Consider the following 18,646-nt stretch of genomic DNA (forward strand, 5'->3'; position numbering starts at 1 on the left):
CGGCGGGGACGTCACACATATGTGTGACGTCCCCGCCGCTTTATGCGTGGGTGGGGTGGTGTTAGTGGCGGTATTTCGCTGAGGCTGCGACGACAGATTCGAAGATGTCGCGGTCCAGGGCGGCTCCTTCGCGGCGGATGCTGTCGGCTGGCAGGGTTAAAAGGCGGTTGAGGCGTACTTCGCTGGGGCGTCCTTGACGGTCCCAGGCTCCGGTGCCGATGTCCATCCAAAATCGTCCGGCGCGTGCCTCTTGTGCGGCGTCTCGGTCGTGGTCTTTGCTGGTGAGTTGGAGGGCGTGGACGGTGTCGCCTTCGATGCTCAGAACCAGGACGGGTCGGTCTTTTCCTTGGGATGCGTCTTCTTCGAAGGGAACCCAGGCCCAGACGACTTCGCCGGGGTCTGGGCGACCATTGCGGTTGGGGGAGTAGGTGATGTTCTCTGGTGCGCCGCTGTTGGTGGTGGGTGTGCGGTGGCTGGCTGGGGGTGTGGGGTTGGGGGTGCTTCTGCTGGTGTGGGGACGGTGGTGGTGTGTTGTGTTTTCTTCTCTGGGGTGGTGTTTTCGGTGCGGCGCTGGAGTTCTTCTCCAGCGAATCGCAGGAGGAAACGGAGCAGTTCACGTCCAAGACGTTGGAAGTTGAATGACACGCCGGAAGCGTAACGGGTGGCGGTGGCGTGGAGCGTGCCCCAAGGTGCGGTTGAAGTCGTGGGAGAATGGAGGGTGATTGTGCCGTTGGTGCTGTGCAGGCAGCTGTTTGATCAGTCCTGTAGACCGGGCGCCTGGCACCTGACCCCCGTCCGCTCTACCACTATCGAGGTCACCTAGTGTCACCGAAGGCTGCTTCGGCGCTGCCTCCCGCAGCGACCCCTGCCGAGCTGATTCGTAACTTTTGCATCATTGCCCACATTGACCACGGCAAGTCCACGCTTGCGGACCGGATGCTGCAGTCAACGGGCATTGTGCCTGAGCGGGAGATGCGTGCGCAGTATTTGGACCGGATGGACATTGAGCGTGAGCGTGGCATCACGATCAAGTCGCAGGCGGTGCGGATGCCGTGGTCGTTGGCTGATGAGGAGGGGCAGAACACTTACTGCCTCAACATGATTGATACTCCTGGGCACGTGGACTTTACCTATGAGGTGTCGCGTTCTCTTGCTGCGTGTGAGGGAGCGGTGCTGCTGGTGGATGCTGCCCAGGGGATTGAGGCCCAGACGCTGGCGAACCTTTACCTGGCGATGGAGAACGATCTGACCATCATCCCAGTGCTGAATAAAATTGATCTTCCTGCGGCGCAGCCGGAAAAGTATGCCGAAGAGTTGGCAGGCTTGATTGGTTGTGAGCCCGAAGATGTGCTGAAAGTGTCGGGGAAGACCGGTGAGGGAGTTGAGGAGCTTCTCGATCAGATCGTCCGGCAGATTCCCCCGCCGGCGGGTGTGGCTGATGCACCGACGCGGGCGATGATTTTCGACTCTGTCTATGACACGTACCGTGGCGTGGTCACGTATGTGCGAGTGGTGGATGGGATGCTCAAACCGCGAGAGCGGATTTCGATGATGTCTACCGGTGCCACGCATGAGCTGCTGGAGATTGGGGTGATCTCGCCAGAGCCGCTGCCGAGCAATGGGCTGGGCGTGGGGGAAACTGGCTACCTGATCACGGGGGTCAAGGACGTGCGCCAGTCTCGGGTGGGTGACACGGTGACGTTGTCCTCGGCGCCTGCCAAGGAGCCGGTGGGTGGTTACAAGGACCCGCGCCCGATGGTGTTCTCGGGTCTTTACCCGATTGATGGGTCGGATTACCCGGCGTTGCGGGACGCGTTGGACAAACTCAAGCTCAACGATGCGGCGCTGGTGTATGAGCCGGAAACGTCGGTGGCGTTGGGGTTTGGTTTCCGTGTCGGGTTCCTGGGGATGCTGCACTTGGAGATCGTGCGGGAGCGCCTCGAACGTGAGTTCAACCTCGATCTCATCTCGACTCTGCCTAACGTGGAGTATGAGGTTGTAATGGAAGACAAATCCGTTGTGCGGGTGACGAACCCAAGCGAATTCCCGGCTGGAAAAGTTAAAGAGGTGCGGGAACCGGTGGTGCGCTCGACCATCCTGGCACCGAGCGAATTCATCGGGGCGATCATGGAATTGTGCCAGTCGCGGCGCGGGTCGTTGCGCGGCATGGATTACTTGTCCCCTGAGCGGGTGGAGATGCGGTACACACTGCCACTGGCTGAGATCGTGTTCGATTTTTTTGACGCGTTGAAATCCAAGACGCGTGGCTACGCATCTTTTGAGTACGAGCCTGATGGTGAGCAAACCGCTGACTTGGTTCGGGTCGATATCTTGCTGCAGGGCGAGGAAGTCGATGCGTTCAGCTCGATCGTGCACAAGGACAAGGCCTACGCCTATGGTGTCGCGATGGCGGGCAAGCTGCGGGAGTTGATTCCTAGGCAGCAGTTTGAGGTGCCGATCCAGGCTGCGATTGGTTCGCGTGTGATTGCTCGGGAAAATATCCGAGCTATCCGCAAGGACGTGCTTTCCAAGTGTTACGGCGGTGACATCTCCCGTAAGCGCAAGCTGCTTGAGAAGCAGAAAGAGGGCAAGAAGCGCATGAAGATGGTGGGGCGCGTAGAGGTGCCGCAGGAGGCCTTCATTGCTGCGCTCTCCAGTGATGGTGGCGGCGAAGCCAAGGGCGGTAAGAAATGACGCTGAACTCCAATAATGGAGCTGACGCAGCGGTTGAGAACGTGCCCGAAGAACGTGTTCTCATTCCTCGTGAAGTGTTGTCATTTGCGCGTCGGGATGGGCGCTATTCCACGCGCAACGCTAAGGCATGGACCCCGCAAATGCAGGGTTGGTTCGTCACTCCAGAGCGTGACCTGCGGTTGACCAGCATCGCCCCGCAGTGGCGCTTTGACGCTCAGGCGGTGTTCGGTAGGTCGGCGCCGCTGATCGCTGAGGTGGGCTCTGGTACTGGTGATGCGGTTCTGGCGCACGCTGAGGCTTTCCCTGACGCTGACCATGTGGCGTTGGAGGTGTATCGGCCTGGTTTGGCTCGCACCGTGGTGCAGGCTGAAGCGCGAGGGCTGAGTAACCTGCGGGTTTTGGAGGGTGATGGACGGGCCCTGATCGCCAATAACGTAGAGCCCGGAACCTTTTCGGAAATTCACGTGTGGTTCCCGGATCCGTGGCCGAAAACCAAACATCACAAGCGCCGTCTTGTAGACGTCCGGTTTTTTGAGGATGTGGCGCGTGTTCTGGTTGCCGGGGGAGTGGTCCGGCTAGCCACAGACTGGGCCTCCTATGCCGTGGTGATGAGTGAGGCAGCCGCGCAGGTGCCGGCACTTTCTCCGATTCCGGGTGCGGTGACTGCCGTGACTGACCCGCAGGCACATGAGGACCCGACTGCTGCGGTGTCTACTCGGTCGCTGTATGGCCAAAGCGAGCGGTATGCGGTGCGGCCATTGACGCGATTTGAGAGCAAAGGTCGTGCCTTGGGTAGGCCCATCGCTGACCTTGCCTACGTGGTCACATCGACGGCCTGACCGTGCCCTCTCTTCCTCTTGGCGGTCCGGCTCCTGCCGATGGTGCACTTCCGCCTGCAGCGGTAGCGGCGCTACAAGGGCCTGAACCGTTTGGTTATTACGTGCATGTGCCGTTCTGCTACCGCAGATGCGGTTACTGCGACTTCAACACCTACGTTCCATCTGCTGGTGTCGATGGCCAGGAGCAGATGCGCCGTTACGTTGCCGCCGCAGCTACCGAGATTGACTTGTCTGCGCGGGTTCTTGCTGGACCAGACAAAGCTTTGCGGCCAGTGGACACAGTCTTTTTCGGCGGGGGCACTCCCACGATGCTCGCTGCTGAGGACATCGTGACGCTGCTCGATGCGATCCGGTCCAGGTTTGGGCTAGTTGATGGCGCAGAAGTAACGGTCGAGGCCAACCCAGACACAACGAGCGCGGAATCGTTAGCGCGGTTGGCTGATGCGGGGGTGACCCGTATCAGTGTGGGGATGCAGTCGGCAGTTGGGCATGTTCTAGAAACTCTTGACCGTACCCACACTCCCGACAATGTTGAGGCAACTATCGTCGCAGCCAAGGAAGCGGGTTTGGTTACCAGCCTTGACCTGATTTACGGCACGCCGGGGGAGAGCCTGGCGGATTGGCAGGTGTCGCTGCATGCGGCGATCGCCCTGGAACCGGATCACATTTCTGCTTATGGACTGGTGATCGAAGAGGGCACTGCGATGGGCGCGGCATTGCGCCGCGGTGCAGTTGCCCCGACCGATGATGACGATGAGGCAGCTAAATATGAGATGGCAGACCGGGTGCTCGCTGCTGCTGGGTACCGCTGGTATGAGGTGAGCAACTGGGCCCGTAATGAGGTGGGGCGCGGTCGCCACAACGAGGGCTACTGGCATGATGGGCACTGGTGGGGAGTGGGGCCAGGAGCGCACAGCCATATTGGTGGTGTGCGGTGGTGGAATGTTAAATACCCGGCCGCGTATGCAGCTGCGTTAGAGGAGGGGCGTTCGCCGGCTGCGGCGCGCGAGGTGCTGGATGAAGAAGCCCGTGTTACCGAAAAAATCATGCTTGGTATTCGCCTGGCTGAAGGGTTGCCGCTGTCGGTGCTGGATTCTGGGTTCACTGCTGGGCCGCAGGTGGCTAGGCAGTTGTCTCAGGAGGGGCTGCTGCGTGGGGATGCGTTAGCTGATGCTGAGCCCAGGGCAGTGCTCACTGACCGGGGGCGTTTGCTAGCCGACTTGGTTTTGCGGCGGATGCTTGGTTATTAGTGCAGGTGTTTTAAGAAGCGTGTGTGGCGCCCCACCCGAAGCAGGGTAGGGCGCCACACACGCTTCTAGGTAGTCAGGCTTTTGTGTTTTCGGCTTCGGTGCGTTGGATGAGTGCAACAACCTCGGTGCGCACGACTTTACGCATGGCGTTGGTGGGTAGCTCTTCGACGGAAACGAACCTGCGCGGGACTTTGTAGGCAGCTAGGTGCTGTTTGGCCCAAGCGCGGAGTTCTTCGTTGCTGGGCAGTTCTCCCTCGGGAACGATCGCGGCGACGACGTCTTCGCCACGTCGTGTGCCTGGGATCCCGATGACGGAGATGTCTCGGATACGAGGGTGGCGTCGCAGCGCATCCTCGACTTCAAGCGGAGAAACGTTGAAGCCGCCAGTGATGATGATGTCTTTGAGCCGGCCGGTGAGAACGATGAATCCGTCGGTGACGCGTGCGAGGTCGCCGGTGCGGAACCAGTCGTCAATGAAGGCTTCAGCGGTTTCTAGTGGTTTGTTGAGGTAGCCGGAGAACACTTGTGGCCCGCGGACGATCAGCTCGCCTTCTTCGCCTTCGAGGACGTCATTCTGTGGGTTTTTGGGATCAACGATCCGCACATCGGTGTCGGGGAAGGGGATGCCGATACTTCCTGCGCGGCGTCGAGAATCGAGGGGGTTGCCGACTATCACAGGTGAAGTTTCGGTCAGTCCGTATCCTTCGATGAGCATCCCGCCGGTGGTTTTTTCCCACTTCGCGACGAACTCTGGTGGCAGTGACATGGCGCCGCACAACGTGGTGCGCAGTGACTGCAAGCGCACGTGGCGTTCTTTGGCTTTTGTCAGGAAGGCATCCAGCAGTGGGGGTACCCCTACGAGAAAGGTTGCTGGGCGTCGTTTCATAGCTGCGACCATCAGGCTCGGGTCGGGGCTAGGAAGGGTGACAACAGTGGCGCCTGCGCACAAACCAGCGAAAGACCCCAGCGTGAGACCGAACGCGTGGAACATGGGTAACACAGACAGGAACGTTTCGGTTCCCAAGGCTAGTCCGGTCCACTCCAATCCCTGCTTGCAGTTAGCTAGCAGGTTGGCGTGAGTCAAAGGAACGCCTTTAGGGCGTCCGGTGGTGCCTGAGGTGTACATGATCACGGCGGTGGCATCTGAGGCGGGGTAGCTGTGTGTGGAGGGCAGCGCTCCGTGCCGGAACAACGATTCCCAGGAGGCGCATCCGCACATGAGTCCGCCGGCAGTTAACTGCGAGCGCATGTTGCGGGTCTTTGCCAGAGGTAGGCGTAGGGCTAGGCGTTTAGGTAGGGGCAGGGAGCGGGTGATGTCGACCCCGAAGATGTGTTCAACGCCGGTGCGTTGACGTAGTGGCATGACGGCGGGTAGGGAGTTGTCCCAGGCGACGACGACGCGGGCGCCGTGGTCGAGGAACATGGGTTCGAGTTCGTCGGTGGGGTAGAGGGGGTTGTGTTGCACAACGGCCAGGCCGATGCGTTGGGCTGCCAGGGTGGCGATGATGTTTTCGGGGCAGTTGGGTAGCAAGATGGCGATGCGTTCGCCGCTGCGCAGGCCGAGTTTGAGTAGGCCCGCGGCTACGCGGGAGACGTGTTCGCTGAGTTTTTCGTAGGTGAGCGCGGTGCCCATGAAGTCGATGCAGACGCGTTCGGGAAGTTTGGCCGCGGTGGCTTCGATTTTGGCGGGAATGGAGGTGTCCCAGTAGGTGAGGTGTCTGGCGACGGTGCCGGACTCTAAGGAGTCGGTGGCGAGTTGCTTTCCGATCATGTAGGCCTCCAGGTTTGCACTCGGGTACCGACTGAAGCTGCGGCTACGTAACCGTAACCTGTGTGGTTACGTAGGGCGCGGCTTTGCTAGGAGCCGGGGCCTGAGGGTTTCAGTTTTCGGTGTCGGTTGGGGCGGTCACGAAGTCGATGAGTTCTTCTACTCGTCCAAGGAATTGCGGTTCGAGATCCTCGTAATTGCGTACCGTAGCCAGGATTGCTTGCCAGCCGCGGGCAATGTCGGCTTGGTCACTGTTGGGCAGACCTAGAGCTGCCAGGATTCCGCGTTTCCAGTCGGTGCCGCGTTCGATGGTGGGCCATGCGCGCAGGCCGACACGAGTGGGTTTGACTGATTGCCATACGTCGACGAATGGGTGGCCGACGATGTGGACATGGTTGGCCCAGGGCTGGAGGGTGCGGGCTTTTTCTACGAGTCGGTATTCCTTGCTGCCGGGGACGAGGTGGTCCACGAGGATGCCTAGGCGTCGCTGCGCGGTGGGGGCGAAGTCGGTGATGATGCCGTTGAGGTCGTCGATTCCGCCGACGTATTCAACGACGACTCCTTCGACGCGTAGGTCATCTCCCCACACTTTTTCGACCAGTTCGGCGTCGTGTCGTCCTTCGACGAAGATGCGCGAGCCCAGCGCAACGCGGGCGCGAGCTTGAGCGACGGCGCGGCTGCCGCTAGCTGTGTATGTGCGGCTGCGTTCAGGGGTACTGCGGGGGGCGGTGAGAGTGACGGGTGAGCCATCGATGAGGAATCCTGGGCCAAGGGGGAAAGCTTTGATGCGGCCTCGGCGGTCTTCTAGGTCTACGACCTGCATGCCGCCTGCTTTTTGTACCCGTGTGATAGCTCCGACCCAGCCGGAGGCTACTTCTTCGACGACTAGACCAATTTCTGCGGGTGTCTGTATGGATCTTCCTCGCGGGGGAGTGTGTTTGTGCGCGAGGATGTCACCGGAATATCGTCCCCAGCCCGCGGCGGCGGGGGCGGAAGGTTTGTGGGGGGAACGGGTTCGGGGGAATTCGCGCACGCGACCATCGTAGGGGCGCACCGAGTTGGCACTCGACCGATCAGAGTGCCAACATCAAAGGGAATCATTGATTGGCGGCCCCGCCCATACGACGGTTACCCGTCGGACTGTTTCAGGAGGTGAGTGGATGAACACCGATCGCAGGTTGACGGTCTTGTCAGCCATCATCGAGGACTATGTGGCCACCTCCGAACCGGTCGGCAGCAAATCCCTTCTCGATCGACACGCCCTGGGCGTGTCGGCTGCAACTATCCGTAACGACATGGCAGTTCTAGAAGAGCAAGGCCTCATCGCCGCGCCCCACACCAGCGCAGGGCGTATCCCCACCGATGCGGGATACCGCCTCTTCGTAGATCGTCTAGCTCAGACCCGTTCGCTTTCCTCGGCGCAAAAAAACGCCATCGCCGGATTCCTGGAAGGCGCCGTGGACCTGGATGACGTAGTGGAACGCACGACACGCCTTCTCGCTTCCTTGACCCGCCAGGTCGCGGCCATGCAGTACCCCTCGCTCACTCGCTCTCGCGTCCAGCACATCGAACTCCTACCCCTAGGAGTCGAGCGCGTCATGCTCGTGCTCATCCTCGACTCTGGCCGCGTCGAGCAGCGACGCATCGACCTGCCCGAGGACATCGACCACACCTGGAACGCAGAAAACCTCAGCCATCTACGAGACCGCATCAACGCTGCCTCGGTCGGCTGCCTCCTGCCGGAAGCAGCCGTGGCGCTGCGTGCACACTTTGAAGAAAACATCGGTCCCGAACACACCCTGGTCGAGGTGCTGCTACGTGTCCTTAATGAGGCAGTCGTCGAAGAGAGCGAAGAACGTGTGCTTCTGGTCGGGACAGGAAACCTTGCCCGCTTCGGAACAGACTTTCCTTTAAGCGTAGGCCCCGTTCTCGAAGCGCTCGAAGAACACATGGTGCTACTGCGGCTCTTCGGATCCCTCGCCGAAGGCGCCCCCGCTGGCGCGGTGGGCGTCAGTATTGGCCAAGAAAATCCACACGAAGGACTCGCATCAACATCCGTGGTCGGCACGGGATACGGCGTCGGTACCGATACTCTCGGAGGACTGGCTGTCATCGGCCCTACCCGCATGGATTACCCGGGCACCATGGCTGCGGTCCGCGCGGTCGCCAACTATGTCTCACGAATGCTCGGGTCATGAGACCCGAACCCTCTTCCCACGCCACCGTGCACAGAGGACACAAACATGGCGAGAACGCCACAAGCGCTCGCCCCAGCGACGTGAAAACCGATATGTCCCCCAGGACAAGAAGGGCTGATTGGTGAACGACTACTACGCCGACCTCGGGGTCGAGCGCGGAGCCTCCGACGAAGAAATTAAGAAGGCCTACCGGCGCAAAGCACGCAAACTTCACCCAGACGTCAACCCTGGCCCCGACGCTGAAGAACAGTTCAAAAAAATCAGCCAGGCCTACGACGTCCTCGGCGACCCAAGCAAACGCAAAGCCTACGATGCTGGCGCCGACCCCTACGCCTCCGGCGGCGACGGCTACGCAGGCAACTTCAGCTTCAGCGACATCATGGACGCCTTCTTCGGCGGCGCCACCGGCGCCACCCGCGGGCCACGCTCGCGAGTGCAACGCGGCCAAGACGCTCTCGTCCGCCTCGACATTGACCTCGCCACTGCCGTGTTCGGCGGCGAGCAAGAAATCGTCGTCGACACAGCCGAAAAATGCGGCACCTGCCACGGCGAAGGAACCGCCAACGGCACCAAACCCGTCATCTGTGACGCCTGTGGCGGAGCCGGCGAAGTGCAGCAAGTACAACGCTCCTTCCTCGGCCAAGTGATGACCAGCCGCCCCTGCACCAAATGCCAGGGATACGGAACACTCATCACCAACCCCTGCTTCGAATGCTCCGGCGAAGGACGAGTACGCACCCGCCGCACCCTGAACCTCAAAGTCCCCGCAGGCGTCGACACCGGCACCCGTATCCAGCTCTCCGGTCAAGGCGAAGTCGGCATCGGTGGCGGCCCCGCAGCAGACCTATACATCGAAATCGCTGTGCGCGCCCACCCCACCTTCCGCCGCCGCAACGACGATCTACACTGCCAGCTCCACGTACCCATGACAGCCGCAGCCCTGGGAACCACCATTTCCCTAGAAACCCTGGACGGCAACCTCGACGTACGAATCGAACCAGGAACCCAAAGCGGAGACGTACAAACTCTGCGCGGCTACGGCGTCACCCACCTGCGTGGCCAAGGGCGCGGCGACCTACTCATCCAAACAATCGTGGACACCCCCACCCGCCTAGACGCCGAACAAACCGACCTGCTCTGGCGCCTAGCAGCACTGCGCGGAGAAGAACAGCCCCAAGGAAAAGTCGGAGCCATCCAAGAAAACCACGGCCTCTTCGGCAAACTCCGAGACGCGTTCCGCGGTAAATGACCCACCTGTTCTGCCCTCTGCATCCACCCGATGCAGAGGGCAGAACACTGCTTGAGAGGAAACCGACATGACCGCGGCGATGTACCGACTCCCCACCGGATCCCTCACCCACACCGCCCCCGGAGACACCCTCACCCTGACCGGAGACGAAAAACACCACGCCGTCACCGTCAAACGCACCACGGCAGGGGAAACCATTCTCCTGGCAGACGGATCAGGCCTAGTCGCCCACGCCGAAGTCACCACCATCACCGACACCGAACTATCCGCCCGCGTCACCACCATCAACAACGACAGCTACCCAGGCCCCCGCTTCACCCTCATCCAAGCGCTCGCCAAAGGTGACCGGGACCTCCAAGCGATTGAAGCCGCCACCGAGCTAGGCGTCGACGAAATCATTCCGTGGCAATCACGCCGCGCCATCGTCCAATGGAAAGGCCCACGAGCCGAAAAAGCACTGCGCAAATGGCAATCCCAAGTAGAAGCCGCCGCTAAGCAAAGCCGACGCCCACATGCCCCCACCGTGCAACCCCACATAAGTAGCACCAGTAACCACCTCGGCAACATCGTCCGCCACGCCGACCTTGCCCTGGTTCTGCACGAAGAAGCAACCACCCCCATCACCACCATCCACCTGCCAACCAGCGGAAACATTGCCCTGTTCGTTGGTCCAGAGGGTGGCATCAGCCCCGAAGAAATCGACATCCTCACTGATGCCGGAGCCACCCCAGTCCACATGGGACGCTATGTTCTACGCGCATCCAGCGCCGGACCAGCGGCCATCGCTGCACTCTCGTGCCAACAACGCTGGAACACCCCACCAACCATGTGACCCACCCCGAGCACACAACCAACCAGAAAGACCCCACCCGGTGCCACGCATCCCACTATCCCTGGTTGACTTCTGCACCATCGGCGCCGCCGAACGCCCAGCAGATGCCATCGCCCGGTCTGTCACCATCGCCCGCACCGCAGAAACACTCGGATACCACCGCATCTGGTACGCCGAACATCACAACTTCCACAGCATCGCCTCCTCAGCACCAGCAGTGCTGATCGCGCACATCGCCGCCCACACCAACCACATCCGCCTAGGGGCCGGGGGCATCATGCTGCCCAACCACACCCCATACACAATCGCTGAACAATTCGGCACCCTGGCCGAAATGCACCCCGGACGCATCGACCTGGGCCTAGGCCGCGCCCCCGGAACCGACCCACTCACCCTGCAAGCACTGCGCCGCGATCCACGAGCAGCCGACAACTTCCCCAACGACGTACAAGAACTCATCGGATTCCTCAGCGACACCACCCCCACCCACGGCGTAAAAGCCATCCCTGGCCACGGGACACACGTACCCCTATACATCCTCGGCTCCTCCCTATTCGGTGCCGAACTAGCCGCCGCGCTGGGGCTGCCCTTCGCATTCGCCTCCCACTTCGCGCCCGCAGCACTCACCGATGCGCTCCACACGTACCGAACCCAGTTCCGCCCCAGCGCCACCACACCTCACCCCTACGTGATCGTCGCAGTCAATGCCACCGCCGCCGACACCTCCACCCAAGCCCACGCCATCGCCCACCACGCAATAGGCAGACAAACAGCCGCGATGGCCTTCAAAACCCGCGACGTCACCCCTGAACAGATCAACGCCGCCATGAACAGCCCACTAGGGCAGCGCGCACAAGCCATGATGTCCATCCATGCCATCGGCACCGGCGAACACGTCGCCGAATACCTCACCGATCTTGCGACCCGTGTCACCGCCGACGAACTCATAGTGGCAACACGGGCCAGCAACACCGAGACTTACCTACGATCCCTGGAAATCCTCGCCTCCGCGTGGGGACTAGAACCCCCAGAAAACCTGCCGGGCTAGACCGTCACCGCAATCTTTCCGCACACATCACCAGCATCCAGACGCGCAAACGCATCCCGCACATCCTCCAACGGCACTACCGCATCTACAACAGGGCGCACCCCAGTGGCCTCCATCATCGACAGCAACCCACGCAACTCAGCAGGAGTGCAGCCCGTAGAACCAATCACCGACAACTGGCGGTAAAAAATGTGCGTCATCAACGCAGGCGAAGGATCCCCGCTCGTGTTGCCACACGTCACGATCGTCCCGCCTGCCTCCACAGACATCACAGAGTGCTTCCACGTCGCAGCACCCACCGTATCCACCACCACATCGACCCGCTCAGGCAAACGCGCACCACTTTCAAACACCCCATGAGCCCCCAGCGACGCCGCGAACTCACGCTTGTGCGTAGTACGCCCCGTGGCATACACCTTGCAGCCAGCTGCCACCGCTAAAGCAATCGCCGCTGAAGACACACCTCCAGAAGACCCCTGCACCAAAACCCGCTGCCCCGGGCGAAGACGCGCTCGCGTGAAAAGCATCCGATAAGCCGTTCCCCACGCCACCGCCAATACACCGGCCTGTTCGAAAGACAACCAGTCAGGCTTGTCGATGAGATTTTCCGAAGGGACAGCGACCTTCTGGGCAAGCCCACCGTCAACACGTTCAGACAAAATATGGCGCTGCGGATCCATCGTCACGTCACCGCCACCGGCATCAGCATCACCCATCACCGGGGCCAGGAGAACTTCCCGTCCCTGCGAGGTGACACCAGCAGCCTCACAGCCCAGAGTCATTGGCACCCGATCAGCAGGATGGCCCACCCCACGCAACGTCCACAGGTCATGCGGATTGACCGAACTTGCACGCACATCAACGCTCACCCACCCAGGACGAGGTTCAGGGGCAGGAACATCAACTATTTCCAAACCATCGAGAGGAGATTCAGGATTCTGGGACATCACTCGTGCTGCTCGCATATACCCCACTGTGCACCCCCAAAGCCGCTACGTCCTGTGTATGAGGTAAGTAGTGGCGAACGCCTCGTTGACTTCAAATGCGTAGACTTGCAGGCACGATGAGCGATCAACCACCTATCGATGACTACCCAAGCGATGCAGGAGCAGACACGGCTCAGCCAAGCTCGGCACGCCTCGACACAGCCCTCGAAGCCATCCCCTCTGGCCACGAGCACAACCCGGACAGCCACAAACTTGCCATAGTGGTGCCCGAAAATCTTTCAATGGCAGCTCTGCTCGGTGCCCACGACACAGTTCTACGTGCTATCGAACGAGCCTTCCCTCACGTCGACATTTACGTCCGCGGCAACGAACTGACTGCCGAGGGCAGCAGCGACGAACTCGCCATCCTAGAAAAACTCATCAACGAACTCCTCCACATCTTCCACGCCGGAAGACACCTGGACAAAGACGCCGTTGAGCGCTCCGTGCGCATGCTGCGCGAAAACACCAAAGAACGCCCCGCCGACGTCCTGACCACCAACATCATCTCCAGTCGCGGCACCACCATCCGCCCCAAAACACTGGGCCAAAAACGCTACGTCGACGCCATCGACACCCACACCGTCAACTTCGGTATCGGCCCGGCAGGAACTGGCAAAACCTACCTCGCCATGGCCAAAGCAGTGCAAGCGCTGCAAGCCAAACAAGTCAACCGCATCATCCTCACCCGACCAGCGGTCGAAGCAGGCGAAAAACTCGGCTTCCTCCCCGGCACCCTCACCGACAAAATCGACCCCTACCTGCGCCCGCTCTACGACGCACTCCACGACATGGTCGACCCTGACTCCATCCCACGACTCATGGCCACCGGAACCATCGAAGTCGCACCACTAGCATTCATGCGCGGGCGCACCATCAACGACGCCTTCATCATTCTCGACGAGGCGCAAAACACCACCCCAGAACAGATGAAGATGTTCCTCACCCGCCTCGGATTTGGCAGCAAGATCGTTGTCACCGGCGACATCACCCAAGTCGACCTACCCGGCGGAACCCAATCTGGCCTGCGTGTGGTCCACAACATCCTGGCCAATATCGAAGACATCCACTTCTCCTACCTCACCGCCGAAGATGTCGTCCGACACCGGCTCGTCGGAGAAATCGTCGAAGCCTACGGCCGCTGGGACGCTACCCACCAACAACCCCAGACACGCCGCCACAACCCCCACACCACCACCGAACACCCCGCGCAGGAGCACCAGTGAGCATTGAAATCCTCAACGAGACCGACATCAAGGTCGACGAGGTAGAGCTCGTCGCCTGCGCCCGCTACGTCATGGAAGAAATGCGCGTGCACCCCCGCGCTGAACTCTCCATCCGACTTGTCGATGAAGACGCCATGAGTACCCTCCACGTGCGCTGGATGGACCTCGAAGGCCCCACCGACGTCATGAGCTTTCCCATGGACGAACTCACCCCCGCCCCCGAAGGCGAAACCCCCATCGAAGGAGTCCTCGGCGACATCGTTATCTGCCCCTCCATCGCCGAACGCCAAGCCAACGAAGCAGGACACAGCACCATCGAAGAAATCCTGCTGCTACTCACCCACGGCATCCTCCACCTCCTGGGCTACGACCACGCAGAACCAGAAGAAGAAAAAGAAATGTTCGAGCTGCAGCGCACCCTCCTACTGACCTTCCTGGCCACACGCCGCCCCGAGACCAACTGATGTGGATGCTTGTCGGGGGCGTCATCCTCGCCCTCGTCTTCTCATATCTGCTCAAAGCGGCCGAAATGGCCTTCCGACGTATGTCCCCCTCACACGTCAAGGCCCTCCTTGACGACGAACGACACGGCGCCGAACAACTACGACGCATCACCGAAGACTCCGCCGCCTACCTGTCAGTCACCTCGTTCTGCCGCACCACGCTAGAAATGACCGCAGCAGTCCTAGCCACCATGGGATTCGCGACTATATACGGCGCCGCATGGCAAACCTACGCGTACTCCATCCTCGTCATGGTGGTGGCATCCTTCGTCATCGTCGGCGTCTCACCAGCCACCATCGGGATACAACACGCAGAAACCATCTCCCTATGGTCCGCCCCATGGGTAGTGCGGCTACGGCGCCTGCTAGCACCCGTATCACGCCTACTCATCGCCTTCGGTAACGCTGTCACCCCCGGCAAGGGATACGTCGACGGACCTTTTGAATCCGAAGCCGAACTGCGTGACCTCGTCGACCTCGCTGGTGAATCATCCATCATCGCCGAAGGCGAACGCTCCATGCTTCACTCAGTCATCGACCTCGGCGACACCGTAGTCCGCGAAGTCATGGTGCCTCGTACCGACATGATCACCATCGCCCGCACCAAAAACCTTTCCCAAGCCATGAGCCTGTTCCTGCGCAGCGGCTTCTCCCGCGTACCCGTCATCGGAGAAAACAGCGACGACCCCCTGGGCCTGCTCTACTTCAAAGACGTAGCTGGACGCATCCACATGGACCACGAAGCCAACTGGCTCCCCGTCACCGACCTCATGCGCCCAGTGCCCTTCGTCCCCGAAAGCAAATCCGCAGACCTCCTCCTGCAAGAAATGCAACGCGACCAAACCCACATGGCACTAGTCGTCGACGAATACGGCGGCACAGCTGGCCTTGTCACCATCGAAGACATCATCGAAGAAATCGTCGGCGAAATCTCCGACGAACACGATCCAGAAGAACGCCGCGTCGAAGACCTCGGCGAAGGACGCAAACGCATCCCCGCTGAACTACCCATCGACGACCTCGAAACCCTCTACGACATCACCCTGGACCCAGAAGAAATCGACGACGTTGACACCGTCGGTGGCCTACTGGGCAAAGCTCTAGGCCGTGTCCCTATCCTCGGGTCCAGCGCAACCATCGGCGGCCTCGAACTCACCGCCGACCGAATGAGCGGAAGAAAACACCGCATCGACACCCTCATCGTCGCCCCCGCACCACCGGTCGACACTACCAACGAAACACCCACAGATAACGCCCCCGCACCAGCAGGAAGCGTTGACCAGAACAAGGAGCACCACTGATGACCGCACGCGAACCCGACACCACGAACTACCGAGCCGGATTCGCCTGCCTCGTAGGACGACCCAACGCAGGTAAATCCACACTCACCAACGCCATCGTCGGCGACAAAGTCGCCATCACCTCCAACAAACCCCAAACCACCCGCCACACCATCCGCGGCGTCCACACCACCACCACCGCCCAACTCATCCTCGTCGACACCCCCGGACTACACAAACCCCGCACCCTCCTCGGCGAACGCCTCAACGACCTCGTCCGCGAAACCCTCCTCGACGTAGACGTCGTCGGCTTCTGCCTACCCGCCGACCAACGCGTCGGCCCCGGCGACCAATTCATCGCACGCGAACTAGCCGACCTACGCCGCGTCAAGAAAAAACCCGTCGTCGCCATCGCCACTAAAGCCGACCTCGTCGACCGCGAACGCCTAGCTCAACACCTCATCGACATCGACCAACTAGGCGACTGGAGCGACATCGTTCCCTGCTCAGCCACCACCGGCAAACAGGTCGATGACGTCATCGACATCATCTCCACACACCTACCAGCCTCACCACAGCTGTACCCCACCGGCATGCTCTCCGACGAATCCGACGACGTCATGGTCGCCGAACTCATCCGCGAAGCAGCACTAGAAGGAGTTCGCGACGAACTCCCACACAGTCTCGCCGTCGTCGTCGAAGAAATGGTTCCCCGCGAAAACCGCCCCGCCCACGCACCACTGATGGACGTACGCGTCAACGTGTACGTCGAACGCGACAGCCAAAAAGCCATCATCATCGGCCGCGGCGGCGCCCGACTACGCGAAGTAGGCACCCGCGCCCGCACCCAAATCGAACAACGCCTCGGCCAAAAGATCTACCTCGACCTGCACGTCAAAGTCGCCAAAGACTGGCAACGCGACCCACGCCAACTCCGCAAACTCGGCTTCTAACCCACACCGGGGACGGCACACAGCCGTCCCCGGAACCACACTACCTACGTAAGAAAACAACCGTGGCCATAGAAAACACCCAAAAACCCAGCGGCATGCCTACCAGCAAATACACGCCCTTCCACGAACACATCACCGTGGACCTGCCCGAGCGCACCTGGCCATCTGCGCGCATCACCAAAGCCCCCCGATGGGCCTCAGTCGACCTACGCGACGGCAACCAAGCACTCATCGAACCCATGGACGCCGAACGCAAACTCCGCTTCTTCCAGCTCCTGGTCGACATCGGCTACAAAGAAATCGAAATCGGCTTCCCCTCCGCCAGCCAAACCGAATTCGACTTCTGCCGCCGCCTCATCGAAGAAAACCACATCCCCGACGACGTCACCATCCAAGTGCTTACCCAAGCACGCGACCACCTCGTCCACCGCACCTACGACGCCATCAACGGCGCCAAAAAAGCCATCATCCACTTCTACAACCCCACCTCCATCCTCCAACGACGCGTCGTCTTCAACACAGACGTCGAAGGCATCACCGCCTTAGCAGTCAACACCGCCAAGCTATGCCGCCAACTCGAAGCCCTCATCCCCAACACCACCATCACCTACGAATACAGCCCCGAATCCTTTACCGGAACCGAACTCGACGTCGCACTCCACGTCTGCAACGCTGTCATCGCCGAATTCGACCCCACCCCACAGCGGCCCATGATCATCAACCTACCCGCCACGGTCGAAACAGCCACCCCCAACGTCTACGCCGACGCCGTCGAATACATGCACCGCAACCTGGACCGCAGAGAATCCATCATCCTCTCCCTACATCCCCATAACGACCGCGGAACCAGCATCGCCGCAGCCGAACTCGGATACATGGCCGGCGCAGACCGCATCGAAGGATGCCTCTTCGGCAACGGCGAACGCACCGGAAACGTCGACCTCGTCACCCTCGGCCTCAACCTCTTCAGCCAAGGCATCGACCCCCAGATCGACTTCTCCGACATCGACCGCATCCGCTCCACCGTCGAATACTGCAACCAACTACCCGTCCACCAACGCCACCCCTATGGCGGCGAACTCGTCTTCACCGCCTTCTCCGGATCACACCAAGACGCCATCAAAAAAGGCTTCGAAAACATGGCCGCACACGCAGCCAACACCGGCAAAAACACCGGCGAACTGACCTGGAGCGTCCCCTACCTACCCATCGACCCCCACGACATAGGCCGCTCCTACGAAGCCATCGTCCGCGTCAACAGCCAATCAGGAAAAGGCGGCATCGCCTACCTTCTCGCCACCCAGTACGCCCTCGAACTACCACGACGCCTCCAAATCGAAATCCAACGCGTCGTACAACACCACACCGACACACACGGCGGAGAAATGACCGCCCCCCACATCTGGAAAATCTTCAGCAACGAATACCTCCCCGGAACAAGCACCGGACAAGACACCTGGGGACGCTTCATATCCCGATCCGTTCACCTAGACTCCGACCGACTCGGCGCCAACAATGTCACCGCCACCCTCACCGACAACGGCCGAACCATCCACCTCGAAGGCCACGGAAACGGCCCCATCAACGCCTTCACCGCAGCCCTAGCCAACTACGGCATCGACGTCCGTGTCCTGGACTACGCCGAACACGCTATGTCAGCAGGCGGAGACGCCCGCGCCGCCGCCTACGTCGAATGCGCCGTCGCCGGCCGCGTCCTGTGGGGCGTAGGCATCCACAACTCCATCGTTACCGCCTCCATCCAAGCCATCCTCTCCGCCGTCAACCGAGCAGAACGCGACGGAGACCTCACCACCTAAACC

At 60.8% G+C, this 18,646-nt stretch carries 17 protein-coding genes; 12 read left to right on the forward strand and 5 right to left on the reverse strand.

Annotated features, from left to right (window positions below; all coding sequences use genetic code 11):
* Positions 1-61: 61 nt before the first annotated feature.
* Together DXZ77_RS04070 and DXZ77_RS12380 are read right to left on the reverse strand one after the other, a co-directional pair.
* A complete protein-coding gene (locus DXZ77_RS04070) occupies positions 62-433 on the reverse strand; it encodes a type II toxin-antitoxin system PemK/MazF family toxin (RefSeq protein ID WP_306747283.1) in 372 nt (123 codons plus the stop codon).
* On the reverse strand, positions 319-645 hold the full coding sequence (locus DXZ77_RS12380; protein WP_258553121.1) for a hypothetical protein: 327 nt from the start codon (positions 643-645) through the stop codon (positions 319-321). The genes DXZ77_RS04070 and DXZ77_RS12380 overlap by 115 nt, the downstream gene beginning before the upstream one ends.
* Before the next feature lie 177 nt (positions 646-822).
* On the opposite strand from DXZ77_RS12380, the gene lepA reads away from it, so the two are divergent.
* Genes lepA through hemW form a run of 3 tightly spaced genes read left to right on the forward strand, consistent with a single transcriptional unit; the run spans position 823 to position 4,783 of the window.
* Complete coding sequence (lepA, locus tag DXZ77_RS04075; protein WP_115030155.1) at positions 823-2,694, forward strand: translation elongation factor 4; 1,872 nt, start codon at positions 823-825, stop codon at positions 2,692-2,694.
* Positions 2,691-3,533 carry a tRNA (guanosine(46)-N7)-methyltransferase TrmB gene (trmB, locus tag DXZ77_RS04080; protein WP_115030157.1) on the forward strand — a complete coding sequence of 281 codons (843 nt, stop codon included), beginning with the start codon at positions 2,691-2,693 and terminating at the stop codon, positions 3,531-3,533. Before lepA ends, trmB begins: the two co-directional genes overlap by 4 nt.
* 2 nt (positions 3,534-3,535) lie before the next feature.
* Entirely contained in the window at positions 3,536-4,783 is a 1,248-nt protein-coding gene (gene hemW / locus DXZ77_RS04085) for a radical SAM family heme chaperone HemW (protein WP_115030159.1), read from the forward strand.
* Positions 4,784-4,856: 73 nt separating this feature from the next.
* On the opposite strand, the gene DXZ77_RS04090 is transcribed toward hemW, so the two are convergent.
* Entirely contained in the window at positions 4,857-6,554 is a 1,698-nt protein-coding gene (locus DXZ77_RS04090) for an AMP-binding protein (RefSeq protein WP_115030161.1), read from the reverse strand.
* A 109-nt stretch (positions 6,555-6,663) separates the two neighbouring features.
* Positions 6,664-7,503 (reverse strand): DUF3097 family protein, encoded by an 840-nt coding sequence (locus DXZ77_RS04095; protein WP_115032533.1) that lies wholly within the window; start codon positions 7,501-7,503, stop codon positions 6,664-6,666.
* Between the two features lie 208 nt (positions 7,504-7,711).
* Here DXZ77_RS04095 and hrcA point away from each other — a divergent pair, with 208 nt between their 5' ends.
* From hrcA to DXZ77_RS04115, 4 genes are all read left to right on the forward strand, one after another.
* The gene (gene hrcA, locus DXZ77_RS04100; RefSeq protein WP_115030163.1) at positions 7,712-8,749 is read left to right on the forward strand and encodes a heat-inducible transcriptional repressor HrcA; all 1,038 of its coding nucleotides are present in this window, start codon (positions 7,712-7,714) and stop codon (positions 8,747-8,749) included.
* A 121-nt stretch (positions 8,750-8,870) separates the two neighbouring features.
* On the forward strand, positions 8,871-9,998 hold the full coding sequence (gene dnaJ / locus DXZ77_RS04105; protein WP_115030165.1) for a molecular chaperone DnaJ: 1,128 nt from the start codon (positions 8,871-8,873) through the stop codon (positions 9,996-9,998).
* A 67-nt stretch (positions 9,999-10,065) separates the two neighbouring features.
* Positions 10,066-10,830 (forward strand): 16S rRNA (uracil(1498)-N(3))-methyltransferase, encoded by a 765-nt coding sequence (locus tag DXZ77_RS04110; RefSeq protein WP_115030168.1) that lies wholly within the window; start codon positions 10,066-10,068, stop codon positions 10,828-10,830.
* A gap of 40 nt (positions 10,831-10,870) precedes the next feature.
* Positions 10,871-11,878 carry an LLM class flavin-dependent oxidoreductase gene (locus DXZ77_RS04115; RefSeq protein ID WP_258553123.1) on the forward strand — a complete coding sequence of 336 codons (1,008 nt, stop codon included), beginning with the start codon at positions 10,871-10,873 and terminating at the stop codon, positions 11,876-11,878.
* Here DXZ77_RS04115 and DXZ77_RS04120 read toward each other — a convergent pair.
* Complete coding sequence (locus DXZ77_RS04120; protein ID WP_115030172.1) at positions 11,875-12,843, reverse strand: zinc-binding dehydrogenase; 969 nt, start codon at positions 12,841-12,843, stop codon at positions 11,875-11,877. The genes DXZ77_RS04115 and DXZ77_RS04120 overlap by 4 nt on opposite strands.
* A gap of 98 nt (positions 12,844-12,941) precedes the next feature.
* On the opposite strand from DXZ77_RS04120, the gene DXZ77_RS04125 reads away from it, so the two are divergent.
* From DXZ77_RS04125 to leuA, 5 genes are all read left to right on the forward strand, one after another.
* Positions 12,942-14,090, forward strand: coding sequence for a PhoH family protein (locus DXZ77_RS04125; RefSeq protein WP_115030174.1), 1,149 nt, complete (start codon positions 12,942-12,944; stop codon positions 14,088-14,090).
* Positions 14,087-14,554: an rRNA maturation RNase YbeY gene (ybeY, locus tag DXZ77_RS04130; RefSeq protein ID WP_028327722.1), complete on the forward strand. Its 468-nt coding sequence runs from the start codon at positions 14,087-14,089 to the stop codon at positions 14,552-14,554. Before DXZ77_RS04125 ends, ybeY begins: the two co-directional genes overlap by 4 nt.
* Before the next feature lie 5 nt (positions 14,555-14,559).
* Positions 14,560-15,894, forward strand: a complete 1,335-nt coding sequence (locus tag DXZ77_RS04135; protein WP_243888679.1) for a hemolysin family protein — start codon at positions 14,560-14,562, stop codon at positions 15,892-15,894.
* On the forward strand, positions 15,894-16,826 hold the full coding sequence (gene era, locus DXZ77_RS04140) for a GTPase Era (RefSeq protein WP_115030178.1): 933 nt from the start codon (positions 15,894-15,896) through the stop codon (positions 16,824-16,826). The genes DXZ77_RS04135 and era overlap by 1 nt, the downstream gene beginning before the upstream one ends.
* A 95-nt stretch (positions 16,827-16,921) precedes the next feature.
* Positions 16,922-18,643, forward strand: coding sequence for a 2-isopropylmalate synthase (gene leuA, locus DXZ77_RS04145; protein WP_371667490.1), 1,722 nt, complete (start codon positions 16,922-16,924; stop codon positions 18,641-18,643).
* The last annotated feature ends 3 nt before the right edge of the window (positions 18,644-18,646 follow it).

The organism is Dermatophilus congolensis (assembly GCF_900447215.1).
Classification (GTDB): Bacteria; Actinomycetota; Actinomycetes; order Actinomycetales; family Dermatophilaceae; genus Dermatophilus; species Dermatophilus congolensis_A.